This is a genomic window from Streptomyces lydicus (assembly GCF_004125265.1).
Lineage (GTDB): Bacteria > Actinomycetota > Actinomycetes > Streptomycetales > Streptomycetaceae > Streptomyces > Streptomyces lydicus_C.
In genome coordinates this window covers 4300678-4324336 of record NZ_RDTE01000003.1, presented here as the reverse complement: position 1 = coordinate 4324336, position 23659 = coordinate 4300678, and the positions used below count along the sequence as shown (strand labels likewise).

Annotated in this window: 26 protein-coding genes and 1 tRNA gene; 8 read left to right on the top strand and 19 right to left on the bottom strand. The window is 69.7% G+C overall.

All coding sequences use genetic code 11. The features are described from left to right. The first annotated feature begins 34 nt into the window (after positions 1 to 34). A complete protein-coding gene (locus D9V36_RS21345; RefSeq protein WP_129295194.1) occupies positions 35 to 1633 on the top strand; it encodes an MFS transporter in 1599 nt (532 codons plus the stop codon). A 255-nt stretch (positions 1634 to 1888) separates the two neighbouring features. Continuing rightward, complete coding sequence (locus D9V36_RS21340; protein ID WP_129295193.1) at positions 1889 to 2653, top strand: TetR/AcrR family transcriptional regulator; 765 nt, start codon at positions 1889 to 1891, stop codon at positions 2651 to 2653. 137 nt (positions 2654 to 2790) lie between these two features. Here the strand turns inward: D9V36_RS21340 and D9V36_RS21335 are convergent, their stop codons facing one another. From D9V36_RS21335 to D9V36_RS21320, 4 genes are all read right to left on the bottom strand, one after another. Further along, positions 2791 to 3234 (bottom strand): hypothetical protein, encoded by a 444-nt coding sequence (locus D9V36_RS21335; RefSeq protein ID WP_129295192.1) that lies wholly within the window; start codon positions 3232 to 3234, stop codon positions 2791 to 2793. Positions 3235 to 3440: 206 nt separating this feature from the next. Further along, positions 3441 to 4283 (bottom strand): YceI family protein, encoded by an 843-nt coding sequence (locus tag D9V36_RS21330; RefSeq protein ID WP_129295191.1) that lies wholly within the window; start codon positions 4281 to 4283, stop codon positions 3441 to 3443. A 218-nt stretch (positions 4284 to 4501) separates the two neighbouring features. Further along, positions 4502 to 7132, bottom strand: coding sequence for an MFS transporter (locus D9V36_RS21325; protein ID WP_129295190.1), 2631 nt, complete (start codon positions 7130 to 7132; stop codon positions 4502 to 4504). Between the two features lie 11 nt (positions 7133 to 7143). Continuing rightward, positions 7144 to 7617 carry a MarR family winged helix-turn-helix transcriptional regulator gene (locus D9V36_RS21320; RefSeq protein WP_129295189.1) on the bottom strand — a complete coding sequence of 158 codons (474 nt, stop codon included), beginning with the start codon at positions 7615 to 7617 and terminating at the stop codon, positions 7144 to 7146. 363 nt (positions 7618 to 7980) lie between these two features. Between D9V36_RS21320 and D9V36_RS21315 the strand changes: the two genes are divergently transcribed. Next, entirely contained in the window at positions 7981 to 8199 is a 219-nt protein-coding gene (locus D9V36_RS21315) for a hypothetical protein (protein WP_129295188.1), read from the top strand. 154 nt (positions 8200 to 8353) lie between these two features. Here D9V36_RS21315 and D9V36_RS21310 read toward each other — a convergent pair whose 3' ends face one another. The 5 genes from D9V36_RS21310 to D9V36_RS21290 form a co-directional block, all read right to left on the bottom strand. After that, a complete protein-coding gene (locus D9V36_RS21310) occupies positions 8354 to 8632 on the bottom strand; it encodes a hypothetical protein (RefSeq protein ID WP_241721336.1) in 279 nt (92 codons plus the stop codon). Between the two features lie 338 nt (positions 8633 to 8970). Beyond that, positions 8971 to 9357 (bottom strand): hypothetical protein, encoded by a 387-nt coding sequence (locus tag D9V36_RS21305; RefSeq protein ID WP_129295187.1) that lies wholly within the window; start codon positions 9355 to 9357, stop codon positions 8971 to 8973. 34 nt (positions 9358 to 9391) lie between these two features. Then, entirely contained in the window at positions 9392 to 9751 is a 360-nt protein-coding gene (locus tag D9V36_RS21300; protein WP_129295186.1) for a hypothetical protein, read from the bottom strand. 80 nt (positions 9752 to 9831) lie between these two features. After that, on the bottom strand, positions 9832 to 11091 hold the full coding sequence (locus D9V36_RS21295; protein WP_129295185.1) for an amidase domain-containing protein: 1260 nt from the start codon (positions 11089 to 11091) through the stop codon (positions 9832 to 9834). A 2-nt stretch (positions 11092 to 11093) separates the two neighbouring features. Continuing rightward, on the bottom strand, positions 11094 to 11411 hold the full coding sequence (locus tag D9V36_RS21290; protein ID WP_129295184.1) for a WXG100 family type VII secretion target: 318 nt from the start codon (positions 11409 to 11411) through the stop codon (positions 11094 to 11096). Between the two features lie 275 nt (positions 11412 to 11686). Here D9V36_RS21290 and D9V36_RS21285 point away from each other — a divergent pair, with 275 nt between their 5' ends. Continuing rightward, on the top strand, positions 11687 to 12649 hold the full coding sequence (locus D9V36_RS21285; RefSeq protein ID WP_129295183.1) for an SMI1/KNR4 family protein: 963 nt from the start codon (positions 11687 to 11689) through the stop codon (positions 12647 to 12649). A gap of 85 nt (positions 12650 to 12734) precedes the next feature. Here D9V36_RS21285 and D9V36_RS21280 read toward each other — a convergent pair whose 3' ends face one another. Further along, positions 12735 to 13382, bottom strand: a complete 648-nt coding sequence (locus tag D9V36_RS21280; protein ID WP_129295182.1) for a class I SAM-dependent methyltransferase — start codon at positions 13380 to 13382, stop codon at positions 12735 to 12737. An 89-nt stretch (positions 13383 to 13471) separates the two neighbouring features. Further along, positions 13472 to 14845, bottom strand: coding sequence for an amidohydrolase family protein (locus D9V36_RS21275; RefSeq protein WP_129295181.1), 1374 nt, complete (start codon positions 14843 to 14845; stop codon positions 13472 to 13474). A 76-nt stretch (positions 14846 to 14921) separates the two neighbouring features. Between D9V36_RS21275 and D9V36_RS21270 the strand changes: the two genes are divergently transcribed. Continuing rightward, positions 14922 to 15473: a MarR family winged helix-turn-helix transcriptional regulator gene (locus D9V36_RS21270; RefSeq protein ID WP_241720964.1), complete on the top strand. Its 552-nt coding sequence runs from the start codon at positions 14922 to 14924 to the stop codon at positions 15471 to 15473. 51 nt (positions 15474 to 15524) lie between these two features. On the opposite strand, the gene D9V36_RS21265 is transcribed toward D9V36_RS21270, so the two are convergent. The 6 genes from D9V36_RS21265 to D9V36_RS41035 all read right to left on the bottom strand — a co-directional run bounded on the left by D9V36_RS21265 (position 15525) and on the right by D9V36_RS41035 (position 19949). Then, entirely contained in the window at positions 15525 to 15998 is a 474-nt protein-coding gene (locus tag D9V36_RS21265; protein ID WP_129295179.1) for a VOC family protein, read from the bottom strand. 235 nt (positions 15999 to 16233) lie between these two features. Then, entirely contained in the window at positions 16234 to 17106 is an 873-nt protein-coding gene (locus tag D9V36_RS21260; protein ID WP_241720963.1) for a hypothetical protein, read from the bottom strand. Positions 17107 to 17295: 189 nt separating this feature from the next. Then, positions 17296 to 18132, bottom strand: coding sequence for an RNA polymerase sigma factor SigF (locus D9V36_RS21255; RefSeq protein WP_026169669.1), 837 nt, complete (start codon positions 18130 to 18132; stop codon positions 17296 to 17298). A gap of 190 nt (positions 18133 to 18322) precedes the next feature. Further along, a complete protein-coding gene (locus tag D9V36_RS21250; protein ID WP_026169670.1) occupies positions 18323 to 19132 on the bottom strand; it encodes an RNA polymerase sigma factor SigF in 810 nt (269 codons plus the stop codon). A 223-nt stretch (positions 19133 to 19355) separates the two neighbouring features. Continuing rightward, positions 19356 to 19649 carry a Dabb family protein gene (locus tag D9V36_RS21240; RefSeq protein WP_129295178.1) on the bottom strand — a complete coding sequence of 98 codons (294 nt, stop codon included), beginning with the start codon at positions 19647 to 19649 and terminating at the stop codon, positions 19356 to 19358. Positions 19650 to 19784: 135 nt separating this feature from the next. Beyond that, positions 19785 to 19949: a hypothetical protein gene (locus D9V36_RS41035; RefSeq protein ID WP_164993001.1), complete on the bottom strand. Its 165-nt coding sequence runs from the start codon at positions 19947 to 19949 to the stop codon at positions 19785 to 19787. Between the two features lie 660 nt (positions 19950 to 20609). Between D9V36_RS41035 and D9V36_RS21235 the strand changes: the two genes are divergently transcribed. Next, positions 20610 to 21389 (top strand): DUF2127 domain-containing protein, encoded by a 780-nt coding sequence (locus D9V36_RS21235; RefSeq protein ID WP_129295177.1) that lies wholly within the window; start codon positions 20610 to 20612, stop codon positions 21387 to 21389. 33 nt (positions 21390 to 21422) lie between these two features. Next, positions 21423 to 21905, top strand: a complete 483-nt coding sequence (locus D9V36_RS41030) for a hypothetical protein (RefSeq protein ID WP_164993000.1) — start codon at positions 21423 to 21425, stop codon at positions 21903 to 21905. A 200-nt stretch (positions 21906 to 22105) separates the two neighbouring features. Here the strand turns inward: D9V36_RS41030 and D9V36_RS21225 are convergent, their stop codons facing one another. Next, on the bottom strand, positions 22106 to 22321 hold the full coding sequence (locus D9V36_RS21225; protein WP_129295175.1) for a hypothetical protein: 216 nt from the start codon (positions 22319 to 22321) through the stop codon (positions 22106 to 22108). Positions 22322 to 22607: 286 nt separating this feature from the next. Between D9V36_RS21225 and D9V36_RS21220 the strand changes: the two genes are divergently transcribed. Next, positions 22608 to 23393: a hypothetical protein gene (locus tag D9V36_RS21220; protein ID WP_241720962.1), complete on the top strand. Its 786-nt coding sequence runs from the start codon at positions 22608 to 22610 to the stop codon at positions 23391 to 23393. Positions 23394 to 23559: 166 nt separating this feature from the next. Here the strand turns inward: D9V36_RS21220 and D9V36_RS21215 are convergent. After that, a tRNA-Ser gene (locus D9V36_RS21215) sits at positions 23560 to 23646 on the bottom strand. Positions 23647 to 23659: the final 13 nt, after the last annotated feature.

Below are 23659 nucleotides of genomic sequence, written 5' to 3'. Positions count from 1 at the left end.
GTAAGTCTCCGTTCGCGCCGCACAGGGAGCCCGTATGTCCTCCGTGGCCTCCGACGCCACCACCGCCTCCCTTGAGCCACCGGGCCGTCCCACCGCCCGCTGGCTGATCCTCGCCGTCATCTGCCTCGCCCAGCTGACGGTCGTCCTCGACAACACCGTCCTGAACGTCGCGATCCCCTCCCTCACCGAGGAGCTGGGCGCGACCACCGCCGACGTCCAGTGGATGATCAACGCTTATTCGCTGGTCCAGTCCGGTCTGCTGCTCACCGCGGGCAACTCCGCCGACCGATACGGCCGCAAGAAGATGCTCCTCGTCGGCCTGGCGCTGTTCGGGGCCGCCTCGCTCGGCGCCGCCCTCGCCGCATCACCCGGCGAACTCATCGCCGCACGCGCCGGTATGGGTATCGGCGGGGCCCTGCTGGTGACCACCACCCTCGCCGTCGTCATGCAGATCTTCGACGACGAGGAGCGCCCCCGGGCCATCGGCATCTGGAGCTCGGTCAACTCCCTAGGCTTCGCCGCCGGCCCGCTGATTGGCGGTTCACTGCTCGACCACTTCTGGTGGGGCTCGCTGTTCCTGGTCAATCTGCCCGTCGCGGTGCTCGCGCTGGCGGCCGTCGCCGTCCTCGTCCCCGAATCGAGCAGCCGCGGCGGCACCCTCTCCGCGGCCGGTGCGCCCTCGGCCGGGCGGACCCCGCTCGACCTGCCGGGTGCCCTGCTGTCCATGATCGGCATGGTCGGGGTGGTCTTCGCGATCATCTCCGGACCGAGCCACGGCTGGCTGTCCGGCCGGGTGCTGCTCTCCGCGGCCGTCGGGATCGCCGGGCTCGCCGTCTTCGCGCTGTGGGAGCTGCGCGTCCCGCACCCGATGCTGGACATGCACTTCTTCCGCAACCGCCGGTTCATCGGCGCCGTCTCGGGCGGCATCCTCGTCGCCTTCGGGATGGGCGGCTCGATGTTCCTGCTCACCCAGCATCTCCAACTGGTGCTCAGTTACGGACCGTTGGATGCCGGACTGCGGATGGCGCCGCTCGCCGTCACCGTCATCCTGGTCAACTTCACCGGTCCGAGCGCCCGTCTGATGCCCCGGCTCGGCACCCCCGGAATGATCGTTTCGGGGATGTCGCTGCTCGCGGCCGGCCTCGCCGCCATCTCGCTGTCCGGCGGCGCGGGCTACGGCGGCATGCTGTGCGGCCTGGTCGTGATGGGGGTCGGTATCGCGTTCGCCATGCCGACGATGGCCAACGCCATCATGTCCGCGATCCCGCCGGCCAAGGCGGGCGTGGGGGCCGGCGTCAACGGCACCCTGATGGAATTCGGCCAGGGCCTCGGCGTCGCCGTCCTCGGCGCGGTCCTCAACTCCCGTTTCGCGGCGCTGCTTCCGGCGGCCGCGGCGGGCGCCGGATCGCTGACCGCGGCGCTCGCCCGGACCCGTACGGGTGCCGAACGGGCCGCCGTGCACGACGCCTTCGCGGCCGGCATCGGCACCAGCCAGCTGGTCGGCGCGGCCGCGGTGTTCCTCGGCGGACTGCTCGCCGCGGTCCTGCTGCGCCGGGCGGAGCGTGCCGGCGGGGACGCGGAGCAGGCCGCCACGTTTCCCGGTGCGGGACCGGCCACCGCCGCGGCGGAATAGCATCGGCTCGGCAAGTGCGCGTGAACGGCGCGTACCGGCGGCACGTATGCCTCCATACGTGCCGTCACCGCCGACGACACCGACGACATCACCACCACCGACGACATCACCAACACCCACGACATCAACAACACCCACGACACCGATGACAACGCCGACGACGTCACCGCAGGGCGTCATCGCATGACGACACCGAAGCCGACCGCGACGACGGCACCCACGACGTCGAAGACGCTCGGGACAGGGAGGGGCGCCATGGCAGCGACGGACGACCGCACCGGAAAGCGGCCGAACAGCGTCTGGCTGGCCGAACGGCCCCCGCTCAAACGGAAGGCGGAGCAGCCGGCCGCACTCGACCTCGACAAGATCGTCGGGGCGACGGTCCGGCTGCTGGACGCCGAGGGCCTGTCGAAGTTCTCGATGCGCAGGCTCGCCGCCGAGCTCGGCGTCACCGCGATGTCCGTCTATTGGTACGTCGACACCAAGGACGACCTGCTGGAGTTGGCCCTCGATGCGGTGGTCGGCGAGATGACCCTGCCCGACCCGTCGGACTCCGGTGCCGACTGGCGCGACGAGTTGCGCACGCTCGCCGTCGGCTACCGCGACATGCTGCTGGGCCACCCCTGGGCGGCCCGGCTGCTGGGCGAGTTCCTCAACATCGGCCCGCATGCGACGGCCTTCGCCCACGCCACCCAGCGGGCGATGCGCCGCAGCGGCCTGGCCGCGGACCGCATGTCCGGCGCGCTGGCCTCCCTCTTCCACTTCGTCTACGGCTTCTCGACGATCCGGGCCACGCACGAGGCCCGCTGCCGGGCCGTGGGCATGAGCCTCGACGACTACTTCGAACAGGTCGTCGCCGCGCTCACCGACCGGCCGGAGTTCGCCGGGCTGCTGGAACCCTCCACCCGGGCCGACCACCTCCGCCGGGGCCACAGCGCCGTGGACTTGCTGAACCGGGACTTCGCCTTCGCCCTCGACCTCCAGATCGCGGGGATCGAGGCGATGCGGGACCGGCCGTAGGGGGCCTTCGCCTGACGCGTGGGGTGCCGGCGCAAGGAGGTGCCTCGCGGATCCCGTGTCCCTTGAGGACGCGGCGGGCACGGCGGGTACGGCGGGCGCGGCGGGTACGGCGGGCGCTGCGGGCGCTGCGGGTTGCTTCACCGCAGGCCGCGGCGCCGGCGCACACCGGCGAGGATTCCCATCACGAAGCCGAACACGAACAGCGCCAGCCCCAGGAAGATCACGGGATTCACCCAGCCCGGTACCAGCTCGGTTCCCACGCCGTCGGACGTGACGCACTGCGCACTGACCGGCAGCGTCTCCCGCGTCACGATGCGATCGCCCCGTACTCCCAGCGCCGCACACATCTGATCCGGGTCAAGGACGTAGAACCCCGACATCACGCCCCACGCGTAGGCGCCGAGTGCCGCCGCACCGGCCATGACCGCGACCAGCGCGCACGTCGGGAGACTCGGCAGGTGCCACCCCCTGCCCGGTAGTCGTCGGCGGACCCGTAAGGCGAGCGCCGTGGCGGCGATCACGAACACGCAGGGCGCCCAGAGCGGCGCAACGGCCAGGATCAGGAACAGAAGCTTTGCCATGCCTGCCAGGACAGCGCAGGGGGAAGGCCGGTTCCGCCTTTGCGCCCCTGTTGAGCCGAGTCAGCTGTTGAGCCGAGTCAGCCCTGAATCAGCCCCGAACTGACGGAGCGCTCTGCTCGGCGGGGATCGCCGAGCAGAGCGCTCAGTCACGGAAGCAGCGACGGCCGAAGGGACTCCCGCACGCCGGCGCAGACTTCACGGGGGCCTCATCCCATCGGCAGGCTCTCCCCCTGCACCGCCTGGATGTCCAGTTCGACCTTCAGGGTGGTGCCGATCGCCGCGATGCCCGCCGCGACGACCTGGTTGTAGTTCATCTTGAAGTCCTCGCGACGCAGCTCCGCGGTGGCGCGGAAGGCCGCGCGCACCCCGCCCCAGGGGTCGGGGCCGGTGCCGAGGTAGCTCAGGTCGAGGTCCACCGGGCGTACGACACCGTGCAGCGACAGCTCGCCGTTCACCGTCCAGCGGTCCGGGCCCGCCGGTGCCAGGCCCGAGCTGCGGTAGGTGATCTCCGGGAACTCCTCGACGTTCAGGAAGTCCTCGGAGCGCAGGTGCCCGTCGCGCATCCCGTTGCCGGTGTCGATGGAGGTGGCCTTGATGGCCGCCTCGACCCGCGAGGCGGAAAGGTCCTCGGCGATCTCGATCCGGCCGCTGAACTCGGTGAACCGGCCGTGCACGCTGGAGATCCCCAGGTGCTGGGCGACCGCGGCCACCGTCGAGTGCATCGGGTCGATGGTCCAGGCGCCGGGCGGCGGCAGCTCGGCCCCGCCCTGCCGCGCCAGGACGACGCTGCCGACGTCCATCCGGCCGCTCGCGGTCACGATCGCGCTGGAGGCGACCGGTGCATAGCCGACGGCCGTCACGATGACCGTGTACGGGCCGGCGGGCAGCGGCTCCGCGCTGCGGATGACGCCCTCGTCGTCCGCCGCCGCGCGCAGCACCTGCGCGCCCGTCATATCGGTGACGGTCAGTACGGCGTGCTGGACCGCCCAGCCGTCGCGTGTGCGGATCTGAGCCCTCAGTCCCGCAGCTCCCGCGCCCGTCGAAGTCATTGCCTCTCCTGTTTCCTGCCTGGTCGGGGTCCCCCGCTCCGGCGACGCCGGGAGTGCGGGGGAGGGTCGGGCTCCGGACGGCGGCGTGCAGGCCGTCCCCTGCCTGTGCGCAGCGCCGCCGCCGGAGCCCCGGGGTCCGGTCCGGGACGCGTCTCCGCTCAACGCGCGCCCCGGCCCGGAGTATTGCTCCCGGGGGAAAGCCCCGGGCCCGCGGGGGGTCAGCCCTCGGGGTGTGCGAGCTCGACGTCGTAGCCGTCGACCCCGTGGGCACCGACCGCAAGGCCGGTGGCGACCGGCGGGTAGCCGCTCGCGATGACCGTGTAGTCGCCGGCGTCCAGGTCGGTGAAGGCGTAGGCGCCGTCCTCCCCGGTCGTCGAGGTGGCCACGACATTGCCCGCCGCGTCCACCAGCGTGACCCGTGCGTCGGGCAGCGGCCGGGAGCCGTCAAGGCCGCCGGCCCGCACGATGCCCTGCACCCGCGCGCCGGACAGCAGCTCGATCTCGATCCGGGTCGTGCCCTGGCCGCCGATCTCGACCGGCAGCGCGGCCGGGCGGTGGTTCGGGGCGTTCACGGCGACGGTGAAGGTCCCGGGCGCCAGCTCGTCGAAGGCGAAGTGGCCCTCGGCGCCGGTCGCTCCGGTGGCCAGCACCTCGCCGCGGACATCGGTGACCACGACCATCGCGCCCTCGACCGGCCGGCCGGTGGCCGCGCTGCGCACCTGGCCGCCGAGGCCGCTGGTGCCGCTGAGCAGGATGTCGTAGCCGTAGGGCTGGTCGCCGATGACGACCGTGGACGCCTGCGGCTGGTGGCCGTCGGCCGCGGCGATCAGCACGTACGAGCCGGCGCCGGGGGCGTCGAGCGCATACGAGCCGTTGGCCTGGGCGACCGCGCGGCCCAGCTGACGCCCGCTGAGCGAGATCAGCGTCACCGCGGAGCGCGGTACGGGGTGGCCCTCCGCATTGCGGACGAAGCCGTGGACCGCGGAACCGGTCGGGAGGGCGTCACCGCCGCCGGCCGAGGCGTACGCCGCCAGCGGCTGGGTGGCGGTGGCGGCGGCCGGCTGCGCCCAGGAGGGCGTGTGCAGGTCGTCGTCGGGGGCCACCGACGGGGCGCCCACCAGAGCGGGCTCCCGCTCCTCGCCGGGCGCCGCGGCGGCGACGGCGAGGTCCGGGACGACGGCATCCGCCGCCGGGACGGCCGCCGGAGTGGCCGACGGGGTGTTCGCGGCCCGGGCGCTCTCCGAGCTCTGGGACAGTCCGCCACGCGTCTTCAATGCGACCTCCTTGATGAACAGGGTGAAGAGGAAGGCGAGCAGCGCGCAGGGCGCCGCGTAGAGGAACACATCGCCGACACCGTGACCGTAGGCGCTCTCCATGACGGTGCGCAGCGGCGCCGGGAGGGAGTCCAGGTCGGGGATGCCGCCGCCGCTGTTGCCGGCGCCGTGCGCGGCGGCCTTGGCGGCCTTGGGGCCGAGTTCGGCCAGGCCGTCCTTGACGTAGTGGGTGACGCGGTTGGCGAGCACCGCACCGAGGGCCGAGACGCCCACCGCACCGCCGAGCGAGCGGAAGAAGGTCACGACGGACGAGGCGGAGCCGAGGTCTTCGGGGGCCACCTGGTTCTGCGTGGCGAGCACCAGGTTCTGCATCATCATGCCGATGCCCAGGCCCATCAGGGCCATGAAGATCGCGATGTGCCAGTACTCGGTGTCGTAGCGGATGGTGCCCAGCAGCCCGAGCCCCGCGGTCACCAGCGCGCCGCCGGCGACCAGCCAGGCCTTCCAGCGGCCGGTCCTGGTGATGATCTGGCCCGAGACGGTCGACGAGATGAACAGGCCGCCGATCATCGGGATCGTCATGACGCCGGACATCGTCGGCGACTTGCCGCGTGCCAGCTGGAAGTACTGGCTGAAGAAGACGGTGCCGGTGAACATCGCGACACCGACGAACAGCGAGGCCAGCGACGCCAGGGTGATCGTCTTGTTGCGGAACAGCCGCAACGGGATGATCGGCTCCGTGGCCTTGGTCTCGGTGAAGACGAAGATCGCGCCGAGCACGACCGCGCCGCCGACCATCGCGGCGGTCTGCCACGACATCCAGTCGTACTTGTCACCGGCCAGCGTCACCCACACCAGCAGCAGCGAGACCGCCGCGCTGATGAAGAAGGCGCCCGCCCAGTCGACCTTGACGCCCTCGCGCTTGACGACGGGCAGCTTCAGGGTCTTCTGCAGCACGATCAGCGCGATGACCGCGAACGGCACACCGACGTAGAAGCACCAGCGCCAGCCGAGCCAGTCGGTGTCGGTGATGACGCCGCCGAGCAGCGGGCCGCCGACGGTGGCGACGGCGAAGGTGGCGCCGAGGTAGCCGCTGTACCGGCCGCGCTCGCGCGGCGAGATCATCGCGGCCATCACGATCTGGGCCAGGGCGGACAGACCGCCCACGCCTATGCCCTGCACCACGCGGCAGGCGATCAGCATCCCGGTGTTCTGCGACAGACCCGCGACGACCGAGCCCGCGACGTAGATGACCAGCGCGAACTGCACCAGCAGCTTCTTGCTGAACAGGTCGGAGAGCTTGCCCCACAGCGGGGTGGTCGCGGTCATCGCCAGCAGCGAGGCGGTGACGACCCAGGTGTAGGCGCTCTGTCCGCCGTCGAGGTCGTGAATGATCTCGGGCAGCGCGTTGGAGACGATCGTTGACGACAGAATGGCGACGAACATGCCGAGCAGCAGCCCGGACAGTGCCTCCATGATCTGACGGTGCGTCATAGGGGCCCCGTCGGCGGCGTGGTGTCCGCCTCCGTGTCTGGCGTGGCCGCCCCGCACACCGGCTGGTGTGGTCGTAGCCATGTAGTTCCTTTTCATCCTGCGGGTGTACGGGTGGTGGAGTCGTGATGCGCCCGGGGGCGGCAGTCGCCGAAGCTCGTACGGAGCCTGGCGAGCAATTCGGTGAGGTGTCCGACGTCGGTGTCGGTCCAGTCGTCCAGGTACCGGGCGAGGGTTGCGGTGTAGCGCTCGGCGAGCTCCTCCAGGAGCTGTGTGCCGCTCGGGGTCAGGCGCAGCAGCCGCGACCGCTTGTCCGCCGGATCGGGCTTCCGCTCGATCCAGCCGCGCTCGGCGGCATGGGCGACATGCCGGCTGGTCACCGACATGTCGATGGCCAGCAGCTCGGCCAGCTGGCTCATCCGCATCTCGCCGTGCCGGTCGAGAAGGGTGAGCACCCCGGCCGAAGCGGGCGGGCACTCCTGGGGCAGCATCCGCCCCATTTCGCGCTTGACGGCACCGATGGCGCTGAGTTGCCTGGCCAGTTCCTCGTACTGACTGTGGGCGGCCACGGGCTCCTCCACCATCCCTCGCACATCACATGCATCCACGATCTTTTGTTGCTTGGGGCAACCATAATCAAAGTTGGTTGCTGAAGGCAAACGAAATCGTCCAGGATTGAAGTAAAGGGAGTGGAAAGTCTGCGTGGGGGATCGGTCAATCGGGGTGACGTGGCGCGCAAAGCTGCAGTTCGGAGGCGGGGTGAGGGCCCCCGGCCGATACCGGTCGGTAGCGGGACACCCCCAGACGACCCGCCCGCACCCCCGTCCACGCCCCGTACCCGACCCGACCCCGCTCCGTAGGCGCCTTCCCGGACGCCTCATACGCGCCCCAGGGGTGCCCCCCCGGCCCCCGGTTCGCTAGGGTCCTTCCCCATGGCGACCAACCCGCAGAACCAGGCCGGCGGCAACTACGACCCGGCCGGCAGCACGCAGATGTTCCGGGCCTTCGTGGACGAGGGCGGCACCCCGCAGACCGGCAGCCGCCGCGCCCCCGCCCCGCAGCAGTCCGCCGGCCCCCGTGTGGGCGTCATCGTCGGCGTGATCGTCGCGATCCTGGTCGTCGCGGGCGCCGCCTGGCTGGCACTGGCGTAACAGGTCTCTCCGCAGCTGTCCTCACGCGTACGGCTGCTAGCTGTCGCGTAACCCAGTCTTCCTTTACGCGTACGGCTGTTGTCGCGCGTAAGCCCGCCCTTACGCGCACGGGCCCGGCATCACCATGCCGGGCCCTTGATCATTCCTCCGCCGGTTACGTCACGCGCCCGTGCCCGCCCCTGCTCTCGGCGACCCGCAGTGCGTCCCGCAGCGCTTCACGCAGCGCTTCACGCAGCCTGTGGACACAGAAGCGGAGTTCCCCGGCGGTCGCCTCCGCCGGCCAGCGCAGCAACTCGGCTGTGTGTCTCAGCAACTCCTCGCCGGTGTGGAGTTGAGCCTCTTCCATCTCGTCGGCGAGCTGGGAAACATACCCGGTGACGGTGGGGGAGGGGTGGGTTCGGTGCTTCTTTAACCGGGCGAGGAGGCTGCGCATAGGGTTCTGCATGTCGACGCTCCTTGGACGGCGTTGGCCGTGCCCCGGGGCCGTTGCAGCGGTCGCCGGGGTCCTTGCTGTGCCGTACGGGCACGCCTCAGTGTCGGCTTTCCGCTTGTCAGCGCTGATCATCCGGGACGTGCGGAAGCACCTGCAGGTCGCCGGCGAAGGGCCGCTGACGGTGCGCACGATGGCGTGTCCTCTCCGTTCGATGGACTGTCCGCCAAGAGGGGCCCCGTACCGCCCCGTACCCACAGTGGCCGACAGGCCGGAGGAGTCCGTCCCCACCACAACCACGAGCCAAAAGGTGCACTCGGGCAACGTTCCGAGGGACTGAGCTAGACACAGCTGATGGGCCCACCGGGCGATGGCTGGTAGAGGGACCAGACCACGAAGAGCTGCAGTGCCACCAGCAGGATGTCGACCACGACGGCGGCAAGTGCGAGCTTGCCCGGCCGGCCGTCGCCCACCCACGTGCCGCGCCGCCGGGCGCGCCTGGCGAGCCACCAGAACAGTGCGAGCGTGAGTATCCCGCAGGCCAGCGCACCGTAGGCGCTGAGGTACATCTGCCACGTCAGCGGGAGGTCCCCGCAGTGCGCCCACTCCGCGGCGACATGCGCGTCGTCAGCCTTGCCGTAGACAGTGAGACCGCCGAGCCCGAGCAGCGCAAACAGGGGGACCAGCAGGGGGGAGCGCCGGGCGCTGCTGGTCGAGGTGTCCGACATCAGTGCCAATCCGGGTGGGGGTCGCGTCAGGCCCTCAGCCCTCACACGCCCTCTTTCCGATGTCCGCGGCTGCCTCGGCGGCGTCCATATGGGTCACGACCACCATGCCGGCCGTCAGCAGGACCATGAGCCATGCGATGGCGACGAAGAGCGTCGCAACCATGCTCTGCCAGCCGCGATGGGGGTCGTGCCCGGCGCGTCGTGCGGACCGGAACATCAACAGGTGGATGGTCACCGCGAGGACGGCTGCTATCAGGCCGCCGTAAGAGACGGCGAAGTTCGTCCACGGCAGCAGCGTGTACCGGCACGCTCTCGACTGGAATGCGCGGTGCCCGTTGGAGAGAGAGACCGACGCAAAGAAGCAGACGATTGCCGTCACCGAGAGCAACGGCACGGAGAGGATCGTCGTCTGCCAGCGTCCCGGGGGCGGAGGTGCCGGCGTCGCAGGTTGTGTACTCGCTTCGGTCGTCACTGTCAGTACCAATCCGGGTGCGGGCGAACGATGCGGATTCTCTGCTGCCCTTCGGCCTTCTCCGTTGCCGGGAGCCGGCCCTCCAGACTCACGTTCTGGTAAGAGTCCTGGTGCTGGGTGTACTTGACCTCGCCGTCCGGCATCACTGCCGTGACGACTGCGGCGTGGTGGGTGTTGCCCCGCTCGCTTTCGGCGTCGGGCCCCTGCTGCTCGTAGTAGATGATGTCGCCGGGCCGGGCCTGGGACTGTGGGACTTCCTCCCCACCGTGCTTGAGCATGAAATTCTGCTGGTTCTCGGCTCCGGCCCAGGTCTTGGAGTAGTAGAGGATCGCGTCGATCGCGTCGATGCCGATACCGCCGGTATTTCCCCAGGTGTCGTCGCCCCGGGCCCCTGACCAAGGGTCGATCTTTTTCTGCATGCCCGCATGGTCGAGAGCCTGGGAGACGAAGTTGGTGCAGTTGTTATCGAAGTGGATCGGGTCGGCCTTGTTCCAGTTGTCGAGCGCGTACTCCACCATCTTCACCCGGTCGAACTTTCCGTCCGTGCCGCGCATTTCGCGCTTCGCGCTCTCGGGAATGCCGTCGAGGTGCGCGAGTTTCACCGGCTCGGCTCGCATCATGTCGTACTGCTGCTTCTCGCTCAGGCCGTTCCACCAGGCACGTACCGCACTCGGGTCGGTGTTCGCCTTCGGGATATCGGCGGCGAGCATGTCCATCTCGACGTGCGAGGCTTGGTTCTGCTCCTTGAGTGCCTTGTCCGGGTCGCCGATACCGGTCATGCCCGCCAGGCGGTACAGCTCGGCGGACGTCTTCTCGTCCGCTTCCGTCGCCTGCCGCAGGGCCTGTTCGCGCAGGGCGACGATGTCGTTGTAGGCCTGTTGCTTGTCCGCGCCCGCGTTCGGGGCGGGACATTCCAGCGGCATTCCGTCATCGCCTATGGGCAGGTCGTGGGCCCGCGAGAGGTCGGTGATCTGGCAGGCGGTGCTCATCGCCGTTTCCAGGCTGGTGTGCATGCCTTCCATGACCATTTTGACGCTGAGCAGCAGGTCGTACGCCGATTCCAGCTGATTCGCCAGCTTGACGAAATCGCCGGCTGCCGACGCGCCGACCTCGTCTGACCAGTTGTCGGCGAGCGGCTTTGCGCCCTGCTCGCGTACGTCATTCGCGGCGTTCAGCGCGTATTTCGCCAGTGCCGCCCAGTCGTCCGCGGCCTCTTTCCATTTCCGGGGGTGGGCGCTGATGAGTTCCGAGTACGTGACCACGGTCAGTGCCTCCCCAGGTCCTTCATGCCGGCCCGCAGCCGTGCGACCGCTTCCTGGTCCGCGGCGTCGTAGCCGTCGGCGGAGTCCTGCAACCGCTGCCCCAGTTCGCCCATCCTCTTGGCGAGGTCGACCATGTGATCCTGCCAGGCGTTGCGGCACGACATCACGGCGTTTCCGGACTTCCAGAACATGGCGTCGTAGTAGACCTCCTGAGAGCTGTCGAGGACATGCGACAGCCGCCGCTGAGTGTCGCTCGACAAGGCCTTCATGTCGTCGCCGGTGCCGCGGACCTTCGCCGTGTCCACCCGTATGTCGCCCACGGGTCCCCCGTTCCGTTCTCACGTTGTCCGCACTGGTGCTGTGCATGACCAGTGCGCCTGCCTGCACACCGTAGGAGATGGCGAACGGGCCTGTGCGGGAGGGACGCCGGGCAGGCGGTTCCGGAGGAAACCGGGCAGATTCGGCAAGGCGGACGAATTTGATCGCAGTGAGCAGTGAGCAGTGAGCAGTGAGCAGTGAGCAGTGAGCAGCGAGCGGCGAGAGCGCGGCGAACGGGCCGTTCCTTACCGGGAGGGGCAGGTCCTATGGTGTGTTCATGATCGATGCGCAAAGCCCCCTCGCCCGCATCATCGAGCGGGTGCCGCCGCCCGCCGAAGCGGTCAACGGGCGCGGCGACTGGGCCGATGCGGAGCGGGCCCTGGGTACCCGGCTGCCGGACGACTACAAAAAGCTGGTCGAGACCTACGGCCGTGGCGACTTCTGGGGTGCGCTGTGTCTGTGCACCCCGTTCGGCGACGACAACCCGGTCCGGCTCGAAGCAAACCTGGTGGAGGACTTCGGTCCGCTGCGCGAGAGCTGGCCCGAGCAGTATCCCTACCCCTTCTTTCCGGAACCGGGCGGACTGCTCACCTGGGCGATGACGGGCAACGCCGCGCAAGTGTGCTGGCTGACCGAGGGGCCGCCCGAGTCCTGGCCGGTGGTGATCTGGTCAGAGGACAGCGACTACGAACGATTCGACTGCGGGGCCGCCGCATTTCTCGACGGGTGGATCAACGGCCGCCTCAGCTCCGAACTCCTGCGCCACGAGACGGAAACCGCCCCCTGGTTCGATGCGGCGATCGAACGCGATCACGTCTACGTCCGGCTGGAGGAACCGGGGGAACCGGGGGAACCGGGAGAAGGGGGAGAACCGGGAGGAGCGGGAGAAGTGGCGGACGGGGAAGGGGGCCTTCCCTACGCCGAGCGCCTGCGGATTCTGCGCGACGCGCTCGCCCCCACCGCCGACCGGGGCGGCTACGAGTACAACAACGGCAAGCGGCAAGACCATTTCGTCGTCACGGACACCGGCTGGCAGCTGACGTACGAGACGGCCTACGGGCATCAACTCCGTGTCGCGTTCCCGCCCGCCGACAGCGAAGCGGCCCGCCGCGCAGTCCTCGCCGCCATCGACCGCATGGGGTGTGCCGTACAGTCCTTCGGCACCGTTCACGGCACGTCGTCCTGGGATCGGTCGCCCGGCCCGTCGGCGGATCCTTCTCCTGGCCCGTCGGCCGGGTGACCCACACGCCACACGGCCACACGCCACACGGCCACACGCCACACGGCCACACGCCACACGGCCGGACAGCCCCGGCCTGCCCTGCCTAGCCCTTGCGGGCGAGCAGGTGAATCTCCTGGAACTGCCGCCGGTCGGTGGGCTGAGGTTCGCGAACCATCCGTGCCACCTCGGCCAGCCCGGACGTGCGCAGCATCGAGGCAAGGTGATCGGGCGACCATCGATAGGCCGGCGCGACCGCGTGATCGAAGACCTGCGTCGGGTGGGACGCGTCCTCGCTTGCCCAAAAGCCGAGCAGAAGGTGGCCGCCAGGTGCCAGCACGCGGTGGAACTCCGCCAGGACGGCGGGGAGTTCTTGCGGCGGGGTGTGGATGATGGACCAGCGGGAGAGCACGCCACCCAGCGCGCCGTCAGCGATGTCCAACGCGGCCATCGAGCCCACGTCGAACCGCAGGCCCGGATAGGCCTGTCGGGCCAGCTCGATCATCGCAGCGGAAGTGTCCACACCGAACACCACCGGCCCCAGCTCGTCCAGATAGGCGGTGACATGGCCGGGCCCGCACCCCAGGTCCGCGACCTGACCGTCCCCACTCGCCCGTACGGCCTCGACGAAGGCACCCAACATCGCACGGTCCAGGGGGCTGTCCCGCAGCGTGTCACGGAACAGCTGTGCATAGGTGGAGGCAGCGGCGTCGTAGGCCTCGCGGGTGGCGCTGAGGGCATCGTGTTCGACCATACGCGCGACAGTAGTTGCCGGCACTGACAGGCTTGACGGGCACTGGCCGGCGCTGACTGACAAGCGCTGACCGGCGCCGAGGCGAGCCGCTAAGAGCTCGACCAAGCGCTCGACTGAGAGCTCGACTGAGAACTCGCCCGAGAGCCCGACGCCCCGAGGCGTTCGGCCGCGCGGTGCGCCTCGGCCAGTACGCCGCCGAGGTCCGCGTACAGCAGTCGTCCATTGCGCTTGACCGGGCGCCCGTCCACCAGGACCGTGTCGACGTTCCCGGGGTGCGCCGCGGTCACCACCGCGCCGATCGGATCGTGTGTCACCGGGGCGAGGTTGAGCGCATCGGCGCGCAGCAGGATCAGGTCGGCGCGCTTGCCGATCTCCAGCGATCCCACCTCGTCGCCCAGGCCGAGGGCCGCGGCTCCTTCCGCGGTGGCCATGCGCAGCACATCGGCCGCCTTGATCGTGGACGTTCCGGAAGCCGCGTCGCCGTCGAAGTGACTGCTCATCAAGGCGGCACGCATCTGCGAGAACATATCGCCCGGCGCCGAGGTGACCGCGTCGGCACCCAGCCCCGTGGTGATGCCCGCCCGGCGGAGCCGCCCCGCCATCGGCGCGCCGAACCGCATGGACGCCTCGATCGCCGGCGTGATCGCCACCGCTCCGCCGGACTCGGCGATCAGCCGCAGCTCGGAGTCGGGCAGCGAGTTGCCGTGCACGTACAGGGTGCCGGCGGTGAGCAGGCCCTGTTCCTGAAGGGCGGCGATCGGCCGCTGGGCCACCGGGCCGGCCTGCACATGGACGGCGAGGGGAAGCGCCAGTTCGCGGGCGAGCAGCCAGTCCTCCCGCACGGCCTCCGGGGGAGTGAAGGAGGGGCCGACCGGGGCCAGGGCCATCGTGACCAGCGCCTCACGCGAGGGGAAGTGGTCGGTGCGGGCCTTGCGCACCCAGTCGGCCTGCCGGGCGGCCTCGTCGAAGACGGGGTACCCGTAGCCGAAGACGGCACGGATCCCCGCCTCCGTCAGCGCCTCGACGGCGGCTGCGGTGTGCTCCGGCGTGTGCTGGACGTGGGAGAAGTCCTGGACGGTGGTGACCCCGGAGTCCAGACACTCCAGTGCGCCGAGGAGGTTGCCGGTGTACACCTCGGCGGGCGTGTACCGGGCGCCGAGGTCACCGAGAATCCGGTGGAGGTAGCGGTCAAGGCTCTCGTCGACCGCGGCGGACCGCAGCACCCCCTGCCACAGGTGCCGGTGGGTGTCGACGAAGCCGGGCAGCACCACCATCGTGCGGGCGTCGATCACCTCCAGGCCGGTATCGGTGTCGTCGACGGGCAGGTCGGGGCCCACGGCGGCGATCCGGCCCTCCTCGACGAGGACATCGGTGTGCGGGTGGGCGATGGGGTGGGGGGCGGTGTCGATGACCAGGCCACCGCGCAGGAGCAGGCGCGGGGTGTGGTGGCGCTCGATTCCCATGGCACGTCTCCCTCTGCACGTTCGGAAGAAAGCTTTATTGAAAGCTATCACGACAGTGATCAATTATCCTGTCGAGGTGAACGCGGCATCCGGACCGGACCCCGACCCCGTCGACGCGCTGCTGAGCGCCTGGCGCACCGAGCTGCCGGATGTGCTGCGACCGGCGACGGAGCTGTCGAAGCGGATAACCCGGCTCGCGGGCGCGCTGGACGCGGCCACCCGCGGTGTACTGCCCGAACTCGGTCTGACCGTCGCCGAGTTCGACATCCTGGTGGCCCTGCGCAGGTCCGGTGAGCCGTACCGTATGAGGCCGAACGAACTGGTCCGCGCCCTGCTGCTGTCCTCCGGCGGCATCAGCAACGTCGTCAACCACCTCGCCGGCCGCGGACTCGTCCGCCGCGAACCCTCACCGGACGACGGCCGGAGCACCATGATCCGGCTGACCCGGGAGGGGGTGCGCACCGCCGAGCGCGCCGTCCGTGCCCATGCGGACGCCCATGAGGCGGTCTTCGCCGAGGCGTCCCCCGCGGCCGTGCGTGCCGCGGCCCGGGCGCTGCGCGAGATGGGCGTGGACCGCGGCCCCGCACCGCGCCCGCTGCGGACGGGGCGCAATCCCAGCCGGTCGTGAGGCGCGGGTGGCCCCGGGGAGTGGCCGAGGCCGGGGGCTCGCGCCGGCCGCTTACGCCTGATCCGCCGCCGCTTGGAGGGCGGCGACATCAATCTTCTTCATGCCGAGCATGGCCTTCATGGCACGGGTCGCGCGCTCCTGGTCCGGGTCGTTCAGCAGCTCCGCCATACCGCCGGGCGCGACCTGCCAGGACAGGCCGTACTTGTCCTTCAGCCAGCCGCACGGGCCCTCCTCGCCGCCTTCGGAGAGCTTGGCCCAGTAGTAGTCGATCTCGTCCTGGTCGGCGCAGAGGACCATCAGGGAGATCGCCTCGCTGAAGGTGAACTCGGGGCCGCCGTTGATCGCCGTGTACTGCTGGCCGTCGAGCTCGAACTCGACCGTCAGTACGGTCCCCGCAGGCCGCGGACCTGCCTCGTTGTAATGGGTGACGTTCTTGATCTTCGAGTTCGGGAACACCGAGCAGTAGAACTCCGCGGCTTCCTTGCCCTGGGTGTCGAACCAGAGGTTGGGGGTGATCTGGGGCATGGTCTTCTCCCTGGGACGGGTCGCTGCCGATGGCTGCGTCTGTGCCTCTTCAGACGGTCCCACCGGACGGAACTCATCGCCCGTCGGGAAGGTCTTTCGTGTCGCCCGCCAGGGGCGATTTTCGGCCAGCCCCGAGAGCCGCCCTCACTCCCACCCGAACCGGTACTCACTTCCCCACCCGAACCGGCGCTCACTTCCCCACCCGAACCGGCGATCACTTCCCCCGGGCCGGCCCTCACTTCCACCGGAAGCTGACGTCCTTGGTGTCGAGGTGCATCCCCAGCGGCACCCGCCAGCCGTCCACGCACACCCGCCAGGTGCCGGTCTGCCTCCTGCCCACGGCGAGCGGCAGCGGAAGGGGATGGGTGGAGGTGAGGGTGGCCCAGTCGACGCCGAGGGCGCCGATGATGTGGGTGCCGAAGACGATGCTGCCTGCGGTGACGGGCCGGGCGCCGTTGTTGAGGAAGTCCACGGTGACCTTCTGGCACCAGCGGACGTCCGTGCCGGCGAGAGCGGGCTTGCCTATCAGGAGGCCGGAGGGTGCCCCTGGACCGGCCGGGATGGTGGGGGAAGGGGGCTCGGGGGCCGGGGAGCCGTGCGGCGGGGCGGTGCCTCCGGGACGGCTGGGGGAGTGGGGCACGCCCGGTGAGGCCGGGGGCGTCGTGCCGTCGTCGTGGCTGCCGTGGCCACTGTGGCTGCCGTGTGCGCCGGAGGGTGATGCGGAGGAGCCAGGAGGGGCGCCGGATGCGCCGGGGCCGCCGTGGGCTCCGCTGCTGCCGCCCTCGACGCCCTTGTCTGCTCCGGAGGGGGACTCCGGCACGGTCCGCCCGGCACGCGCCCGTCCGCTGCCGCTGCCGCCGGCACCGTCGCTGCCGCCGTCTCCGCCACCGCGGTCGCCACCGTCCGCGCGGCCTCCGTCGCCGTCCAGCGGAGTCAGTTCGACACCGCTCTCGGGCGGTACGGCCCGGCTCGGCGCACGGTCATCGGAGGGGCCTGCCGCGCCCACCGCGGCATAGCCCTGATCGGCCGCGCTTCCGCAGCCGGTGAGCAGGGAACCCAGACACAGCACGGCCGCCGAGGCGGCGGCCACAGTCGTCGTCCGTCGCATCGGCACAGTGTTGCTGACGGTGCGTCAGGTGTACAGAGGCCGGTCGCACGGCCGTTGTCCGGCCGGACCTGACTCTCTCGCGGCCGGGCGGGCGCACCTCGCGCCACGCCCCCGCCCTTCCTCCCTGCGTCCTTGCAACTGTCCGCCGAGCGGCACCAAGCGCTGTGCGGCCCCTCGGCGGACCGTTCCTCAGTCGGAGATCAGGCCCTCGCGCAGCTGCGCCAGGGTGCGGGTGAGCAGCCGGGAGACGTGCATCTGGGAGATGCCGACCTCCTCGCCGATCTGGGACTGCGTCATGTTGGCGAAGAAGCGCAGCATGATGATCTGGCGCTCGCGGGCCGGGAGTTTGGCCAGCAGCGGCTTGAGCGATTCGCGGTACTCCACGCCTTCCAGGGCGGAGTCCTCGTAGCCGAGGCGGTCCGCGAGGGAGCCCTCGCCGCCGTCGTCCTCGGGGGAGGGGGAGTCGAGCGAGGAGGCGGTGTACGCATTGCCGACGGCCAGGCCGTCGACGACGTCCTCCTCCGACACCCCCAGGCACAGGGCCAGTTCGGGGACCGTCGGGGAGCGGTCCAGCTTCTGGGAGAGCTCGTCGCTGGCCTTGGTGAGGGCGAGCCGGAGCTCCTGGAGCCGGCGCGGGACGCGTACCGACCACGACGTGTCGCGGAAGAAGCGCTTGATCTCGCCGACCACGGTCGGCATCGCGAACGTCGGGAATTCCACGCCGCGTTCGCAGTCGAAACGGTCGATCGCCTTGATCAGGCCGATGGTGCCGACCTGGACGATGTCCTCCATCGGCTCGTTGCGACTGCGGAAGCGGGCGGCCGCATACCGGACAAGCGGGAGGTTCAGCTCGATGAGCGTGTCACGGACGTAGGTGCGTTCCGCGCAGTCCTTGTCGAGCGAGGCCAGCCGCAGGAACAGGGAGCGGGAGAGCGTGCGGGTGTTGATGGCGTCGTCGTCATGCACGTGTGGTGCGGGCGCGGGAATCGCGGGAAGCACCTTCGAGCTGCCCAGTTCTACGGACATGCCACCCCCTTGAGGTCGCGGTCGGGTCGCTGTGGCGTCCTCGGGCCGGGGCGGACCGAGGAGTGATACCTCCACCTGAATACCGGAGGCAGCGCTACGGCAAACGCGGTTCCTGCAGAATGTCACATGTCGGCAACACGCTGTAGCGCCTTGTCGACATATCTGTGCAGGATCGGGTCGCTCGTCCCGGCTACGCGTCGATCCTGTTTGCGGATCGCAGTCGGGCGAAGCTCCGCGACAGTAGCCGTGAGACATGCATCTGCGACACCCCCAGCTCCGCACTGATCTGTGACTGCGTCAGATTGCTGTAGTAACGCAGCAGAAGGATCCGCTGCTCGCGCTCGGGCAGCTGGACGAGAAGGTGCCGTACGAGGTCGCGGTGCTCGACGCCGGCCAGCTCCGGGTCCTCGTAGCCGAGGCGGTCCAGCAGGCCGGGCAGGCCGTCGCCCTCCTGGGCGGCCTCCAGTGACGTGGCGTGATACGAGCGGCCCGCCTCCAGGCAGGCCAGCACCTCGTCCTCGCCGATCTTGAGCCGTTCGGCGATCTCGGCGGTGGTGGGGGAGCGGCCGTGCAGCACCGTCAGATCCTCGGTCGCGCCGTTGACCTGCACCCAGAGCTCATGGAGGCGGCGCGGCACATGGACCGTGCGGACATTGTCTCGAAAGTAGCGTTTGATCTCGCCGACAACGGTGGGCATGGCGAAGGTGGGGAACTGGACGCCCCGGTCCGGATCGAACCGGTCGATGGCATTGATCAGGCCGATGGTGCCGACCTGGATGACGTCCTCCATCGGCTCATTACGGCTACGGAAACGGGCCGCGGCATAGCGGACCAGCGGCAGGTTGGCTTCGATCAGTGCGGCCCGGACCCGGGTGTGTTCGGGGGTACCGGGCTCCAGGTCCGTCAACTCCGCGAACAGCACCTGCGTGAGCGCCCGCGTGTCCGCGCTTCGGCTCTCGCGGGATGGAGCCTTGGGCGCAGTACGGGCCGTCACGGTCACGCCACCCTTCACAGTGCATGTATCCGGCAAAAGCGGTCATAGCATCACAAGACATGTGCACTGTGTGCAAGCACCCCATAATGCCGTGTTGAGCGAAGAGTTGGGGTGGGTGCGGGGCGGCCGGGAGGCCGGTGGGCGGCGGTGGGCGTCCGGGGGTACGGCGAAGCCCCCCGCCCGGCGGGGGCGGGGGGCTCGGTGCGGTGAGGTGCGGGGGTGCCGGGGCTCAGAATTCGTAGTCGGCGATCACCCAGGTGGCGAATTCGCGCCACAGCGCGGCGGCCGCCTGGTGGGCCGGGTGCTCGATATAGCGCTTGAGGGCGTCCGTGTCGGCCACGGCGGAGTTGATCGCGAAGTCGTAGGCGATCGGGCGGTCGGTGATGTTCCAGCCGTACTCCCAGGACGTGAGTTCCGGAATCTGGCCCTCCAGTGCCTCGAAGGCGCGGAGGGCGGCCTGCACCCGCTCCTCGTCGCGGGAGACACCTTCATTGAGCTTGAACAGGACCAGGTGGCGGATCACTGGGGCCTCCGTTACGGCGGGCGGGGCGCGGCAGGTCCGGTGGGCCGGCCGGCCGGGGCTGGGGTCTCGGCCGATCGCGGGGACGGTCCGGCGCCTCGGGCGGCTCCAGGTTCCGCCGGCCGGACCGGGCGGCCCCTATTTGATCAGCTGCGTCATGAACTCGCCGACGCCCTGGGCGGCGGACGAGATGCCCTCGAAGCCTATCTGCACCATTTCGGCGGCCCGCTGAGGGGAGGTGATGATCGTGTACAGCACGAAGACGATGACCATGTACAACGCGATCTTCTTCGCCTGCGCCATCAGTCCCGTCTCCCCTACGCAGTCCCCTACGGCAGTACCTGCACTTCCCGGCAGTCGGGCGAGTGTAACCACAGGTGTTCGATCGCGGGAGTCGCGCCCACGGCTCCGCTGTATCCGCCTGTCGATCACCTCCCCCACTGCGGCACTGATCCGGACTTTATGGACCAAAGGCCCACCAAAGGAGGGCTTTTGCCTGCCTGTTGGGACAGGTCCCCCACGGCACCATGAGTGAGGTGGCCCGGTGGATCCGGCAGGAATCCACGGGCCCTGGATCAGGGCCTCGCTGCGGGGCCCGCGCCCTCGCCGTCCCCGTGACGGCGGCGCGGGCCCGGGGCCCGGTCCGCACCGGGGGAGCGGTTGTCCCTTACACCGTTCCCGCCCGGACAGGAGCCCCGCCGCCGAGCCGTCCCTGGATGCCACGGGGGGTCCCAGGGCACGCACGGCGGCGGGGCTCCGTCGTGCGTCTGCAACCGCGCACGAGGCCCTCGCGTCTCCCACCTCGTACGACCCGGAACCCGGGGACCTCATACGGCCCGGAGCGCCTGGTCGGCACGCGGCATACGGCATGCATCATGTACGCGACACAACGGAGCGCGGCAGCGTGCCGCGAGCCGCGGCGTGCGGCCGCGCGGGACGACGAAAGGAACACAGGCTCCAACGATGAAGATCGACTGGGACCGGCGTACCTGCGCGCGCCGCGGGCACATCACCTACCTCCCGCACGAGGAACACCTCCGGGACAAACTGCGCGCGGATACCGCTCTCGGCGAGGCCTGGCGCTGTCTGCGCTGCGGCGACTTCGCCCTCGGCGACCCGCACGGCTCCGGCCCGGCCGCCGATGCCCCGCTGGTCCCGCGGGGCAAGGTCCTGCGCGACCTGTTCATCCTGCGGTTCCTGGCCGTCGAGCGTGCGGTGCGCGGCGTGTTCATCGTGCTGGCCGCGGTCGGCGTATGGCAGTTCAGCAACCGCAAGGACGCTGTCCGCCGGTTCTTCGACGAGTACATCGCCGTGCTCCGCCCGGTGGCCCGGCACTTCCACTACGACCTGGACCAGTCGCCGGTCGTCGGCACCATCCAGAAGACCTTCGGCTACCGCCACTCCACCTTGATGCTGGTGGCCGGGCTGCTGCTGGCGTACGCCCTGGTGGAGATCGTCGAGGGCGTCGGCCTCTGGCGCGCCAAGCGGTGGGCGGAGTACCTGACGGTGGTGGCGACGGCGGCCTTCCTGCCGCTGGAGATCTACGAGCTGACCGAGAAGGTCAGCTGGCTCAAGATCGCCACGCTGGTGATCAACATCCTGGCGGTGCTCTACATCCTGCTCACCAAGCGGCTCTTCGGGCTGCGCGGCGGCCGCGCGGCCTTCGACGAGGAGCGGCACAGCGCCTCTCTCCTGGAGGTCGAGACCTCCGCCGGAGTGTCCGTCACCGCCCATAATGGCTGAACGCTCGATCCAAGGGGGAAGCGAAGAATGCCCATGAACTCCGTACCGCGTGAGCCCGATTCGTCCGTCGCGGCAGCCCGGCCGGCTCCCCGGTCGCTGCCGGCGCGGCGCCGGCCGGCCGTCGTGCTGGCGCTGCTGGCCGGCCTGCTGGCCGCGGCCGTCGCACCGGCCACGGCGGCGGGCCGCGACGCGGTCGACGGCACCCGGGCGGCGGCCACCGCGAGCGCACCGGACCGGAGCGCCGATGCCTCCCGGCTCGCTGCCGCGCCCGCACGGTCCGCTGTCTACCGCCACCACAGCGCGCACCACTCGGCCCCGCTCAAGACGGTCTTCAAGGCCAAGAAGTCCAAGACGTCGAAGTGGAAGTCGAAGGCGAAGAAGAAGGGCGGCTTCTTCAAGAAGCTCGGCATCTTCCTGATCGTGCTGTTCGTTCTCTTCCTCGTCGTTGTGATCCTGGTGATCTGGCTGATCGTGCGCTTCTTCCGCCGCGCGGCGCGCAACCGGCGCAACGACTAGTCATTCCCCACGGGCCGACAAGGCCACGCGGCGCGTCCGTTTCGACGGGCGCGCCGCTTTGTGCTGTGTCCGCCGTGCCGCGGGCCGCCGGTGTTCCGGCGCTGCCGGATTCCGCTCCGGCCCCAGGCTGACCAATTACAGGCTGATCCGACCACAGCCCTGGCCGGCCGCAGCGCCGGCCGACTACGGTCCTGGCTGCCTCACTTGCCGCGGAGAAGCCCCAGGAATGTCTTCAGCGTCAGCCGAAGGGACTGGTTCTTCTGCTTGAGGATGCGGGCCTGTTCCTGCGCCAGGTCACCTGAACGCAATGCGCCGGCACGCTGCTCCATATACGCAGCGGGATCTGCTTGAAACTCCCCGATGCGCGGGTCTGTTTCTAAGGCCACGCCGTTCCAGACACCTGCAGTCGTACTCATGACTGAATCCCCCCAGGATTCTGCATCGCGTGTGCGTTTGTCGCGGCGGTCGGGCATGAGTTCCGTCCCTAACCCCCGAGGTGAACACCCGCCGTGGGCTGCCGATCTTTTTCGCGGCGAGATCGCTACCACTGGCCGCTCGCGATCATGAGCGACCCCCTCCCGACGTGCACCCACCGTATGTCGAGCACATCGCCTTTATCCGGCATCACACACTAGCTCAGGAGTACCCGAATCAACCCTGAGATAAACGAATTTCGCCCGATGAGACTACTCTGTGTGTATCGTGCGTGACAGCGCAAGCAGCCTGGGGTTGGGGACAGGGGAGGGGTTGCATATGGGGTGGGGTGCGTTTTCCGCCGGTGCGCTGGCGGTTCTGGCGTATGTGGCTCAGATGGTCATCGGGCTGGACATGGCCACCTGGCTGTTCTGGGTGATCACTGGGGTCGGGAGCGTGGCCACGGTGGCCACGGTCTGGCTGGCCAGCCGTCGGGTCACCACGGCGAACGAAGCCGCGAAGGCGGCGACGAAGAACCAGCGGCGGGCTTTCGAGGATGTGCTCGTTCCTCTTGCGTCCAACCTCGGTCAGATTGTTTCGAGTCCGACAAAAGCCGAACGAAATGCACTGCAGCAGCAGACCAAGCAGGCCATCGTCTCGCTCACCGCTTCACTGATCGGCCCTCAGGATGTACGGGCCTGTTTTCTGGAACAGGTTCCCGGTACTCCGGCCGGGCAGCGCGAGGTGAAATGCCGTAACAGTCTCTGGTCGGGCCGGAATGTGGCACCCGTGACGACATTCCGGGAGACGGACCTCCGCGGTAAGGAGCTCCTGAAGCTGCTCGACGACGGCACCAGTACGTTCGTGGAAAATGTGGATCTCTTACCCGATGCGTTAAAGCCCGACAGCGACAGCTACAAGACCTATATCGCCTGTGCCGTGACGGCCGGGGACGAATCCTTCGGAGTTCTGGCCGTCGACGGTCTCCGGCCGGGGGATCTGCACCAGGACGACGTGACCATGGTCGGGGTGTTCGCCCGCATGCTGGGCGTCGCCCTGGCCGTGAAGAAGTAGACGAAGTAACCGGCATCGGCCGGCGTCGCCTGCCGCTCGCCGAGGGCCGGACCGTGGTGAGGGGGCTCCGCGCCCGCCGCGGCATCCGCACCGGCCGCGCCGCGGGGCGGACCCCGAACATGACGAGGGCCCCGATCCCTGGGGATCGGGGCCCTCGCCCTCTGAGCGGTAGCGGTGGGATTTGAACCCACGGAGGAGTTGCCCCCTCACGCGCTTTCGAGGCGCGCTCCTTCGGCCGCTCGGACACGCTACCGAGAGAGAGCTTA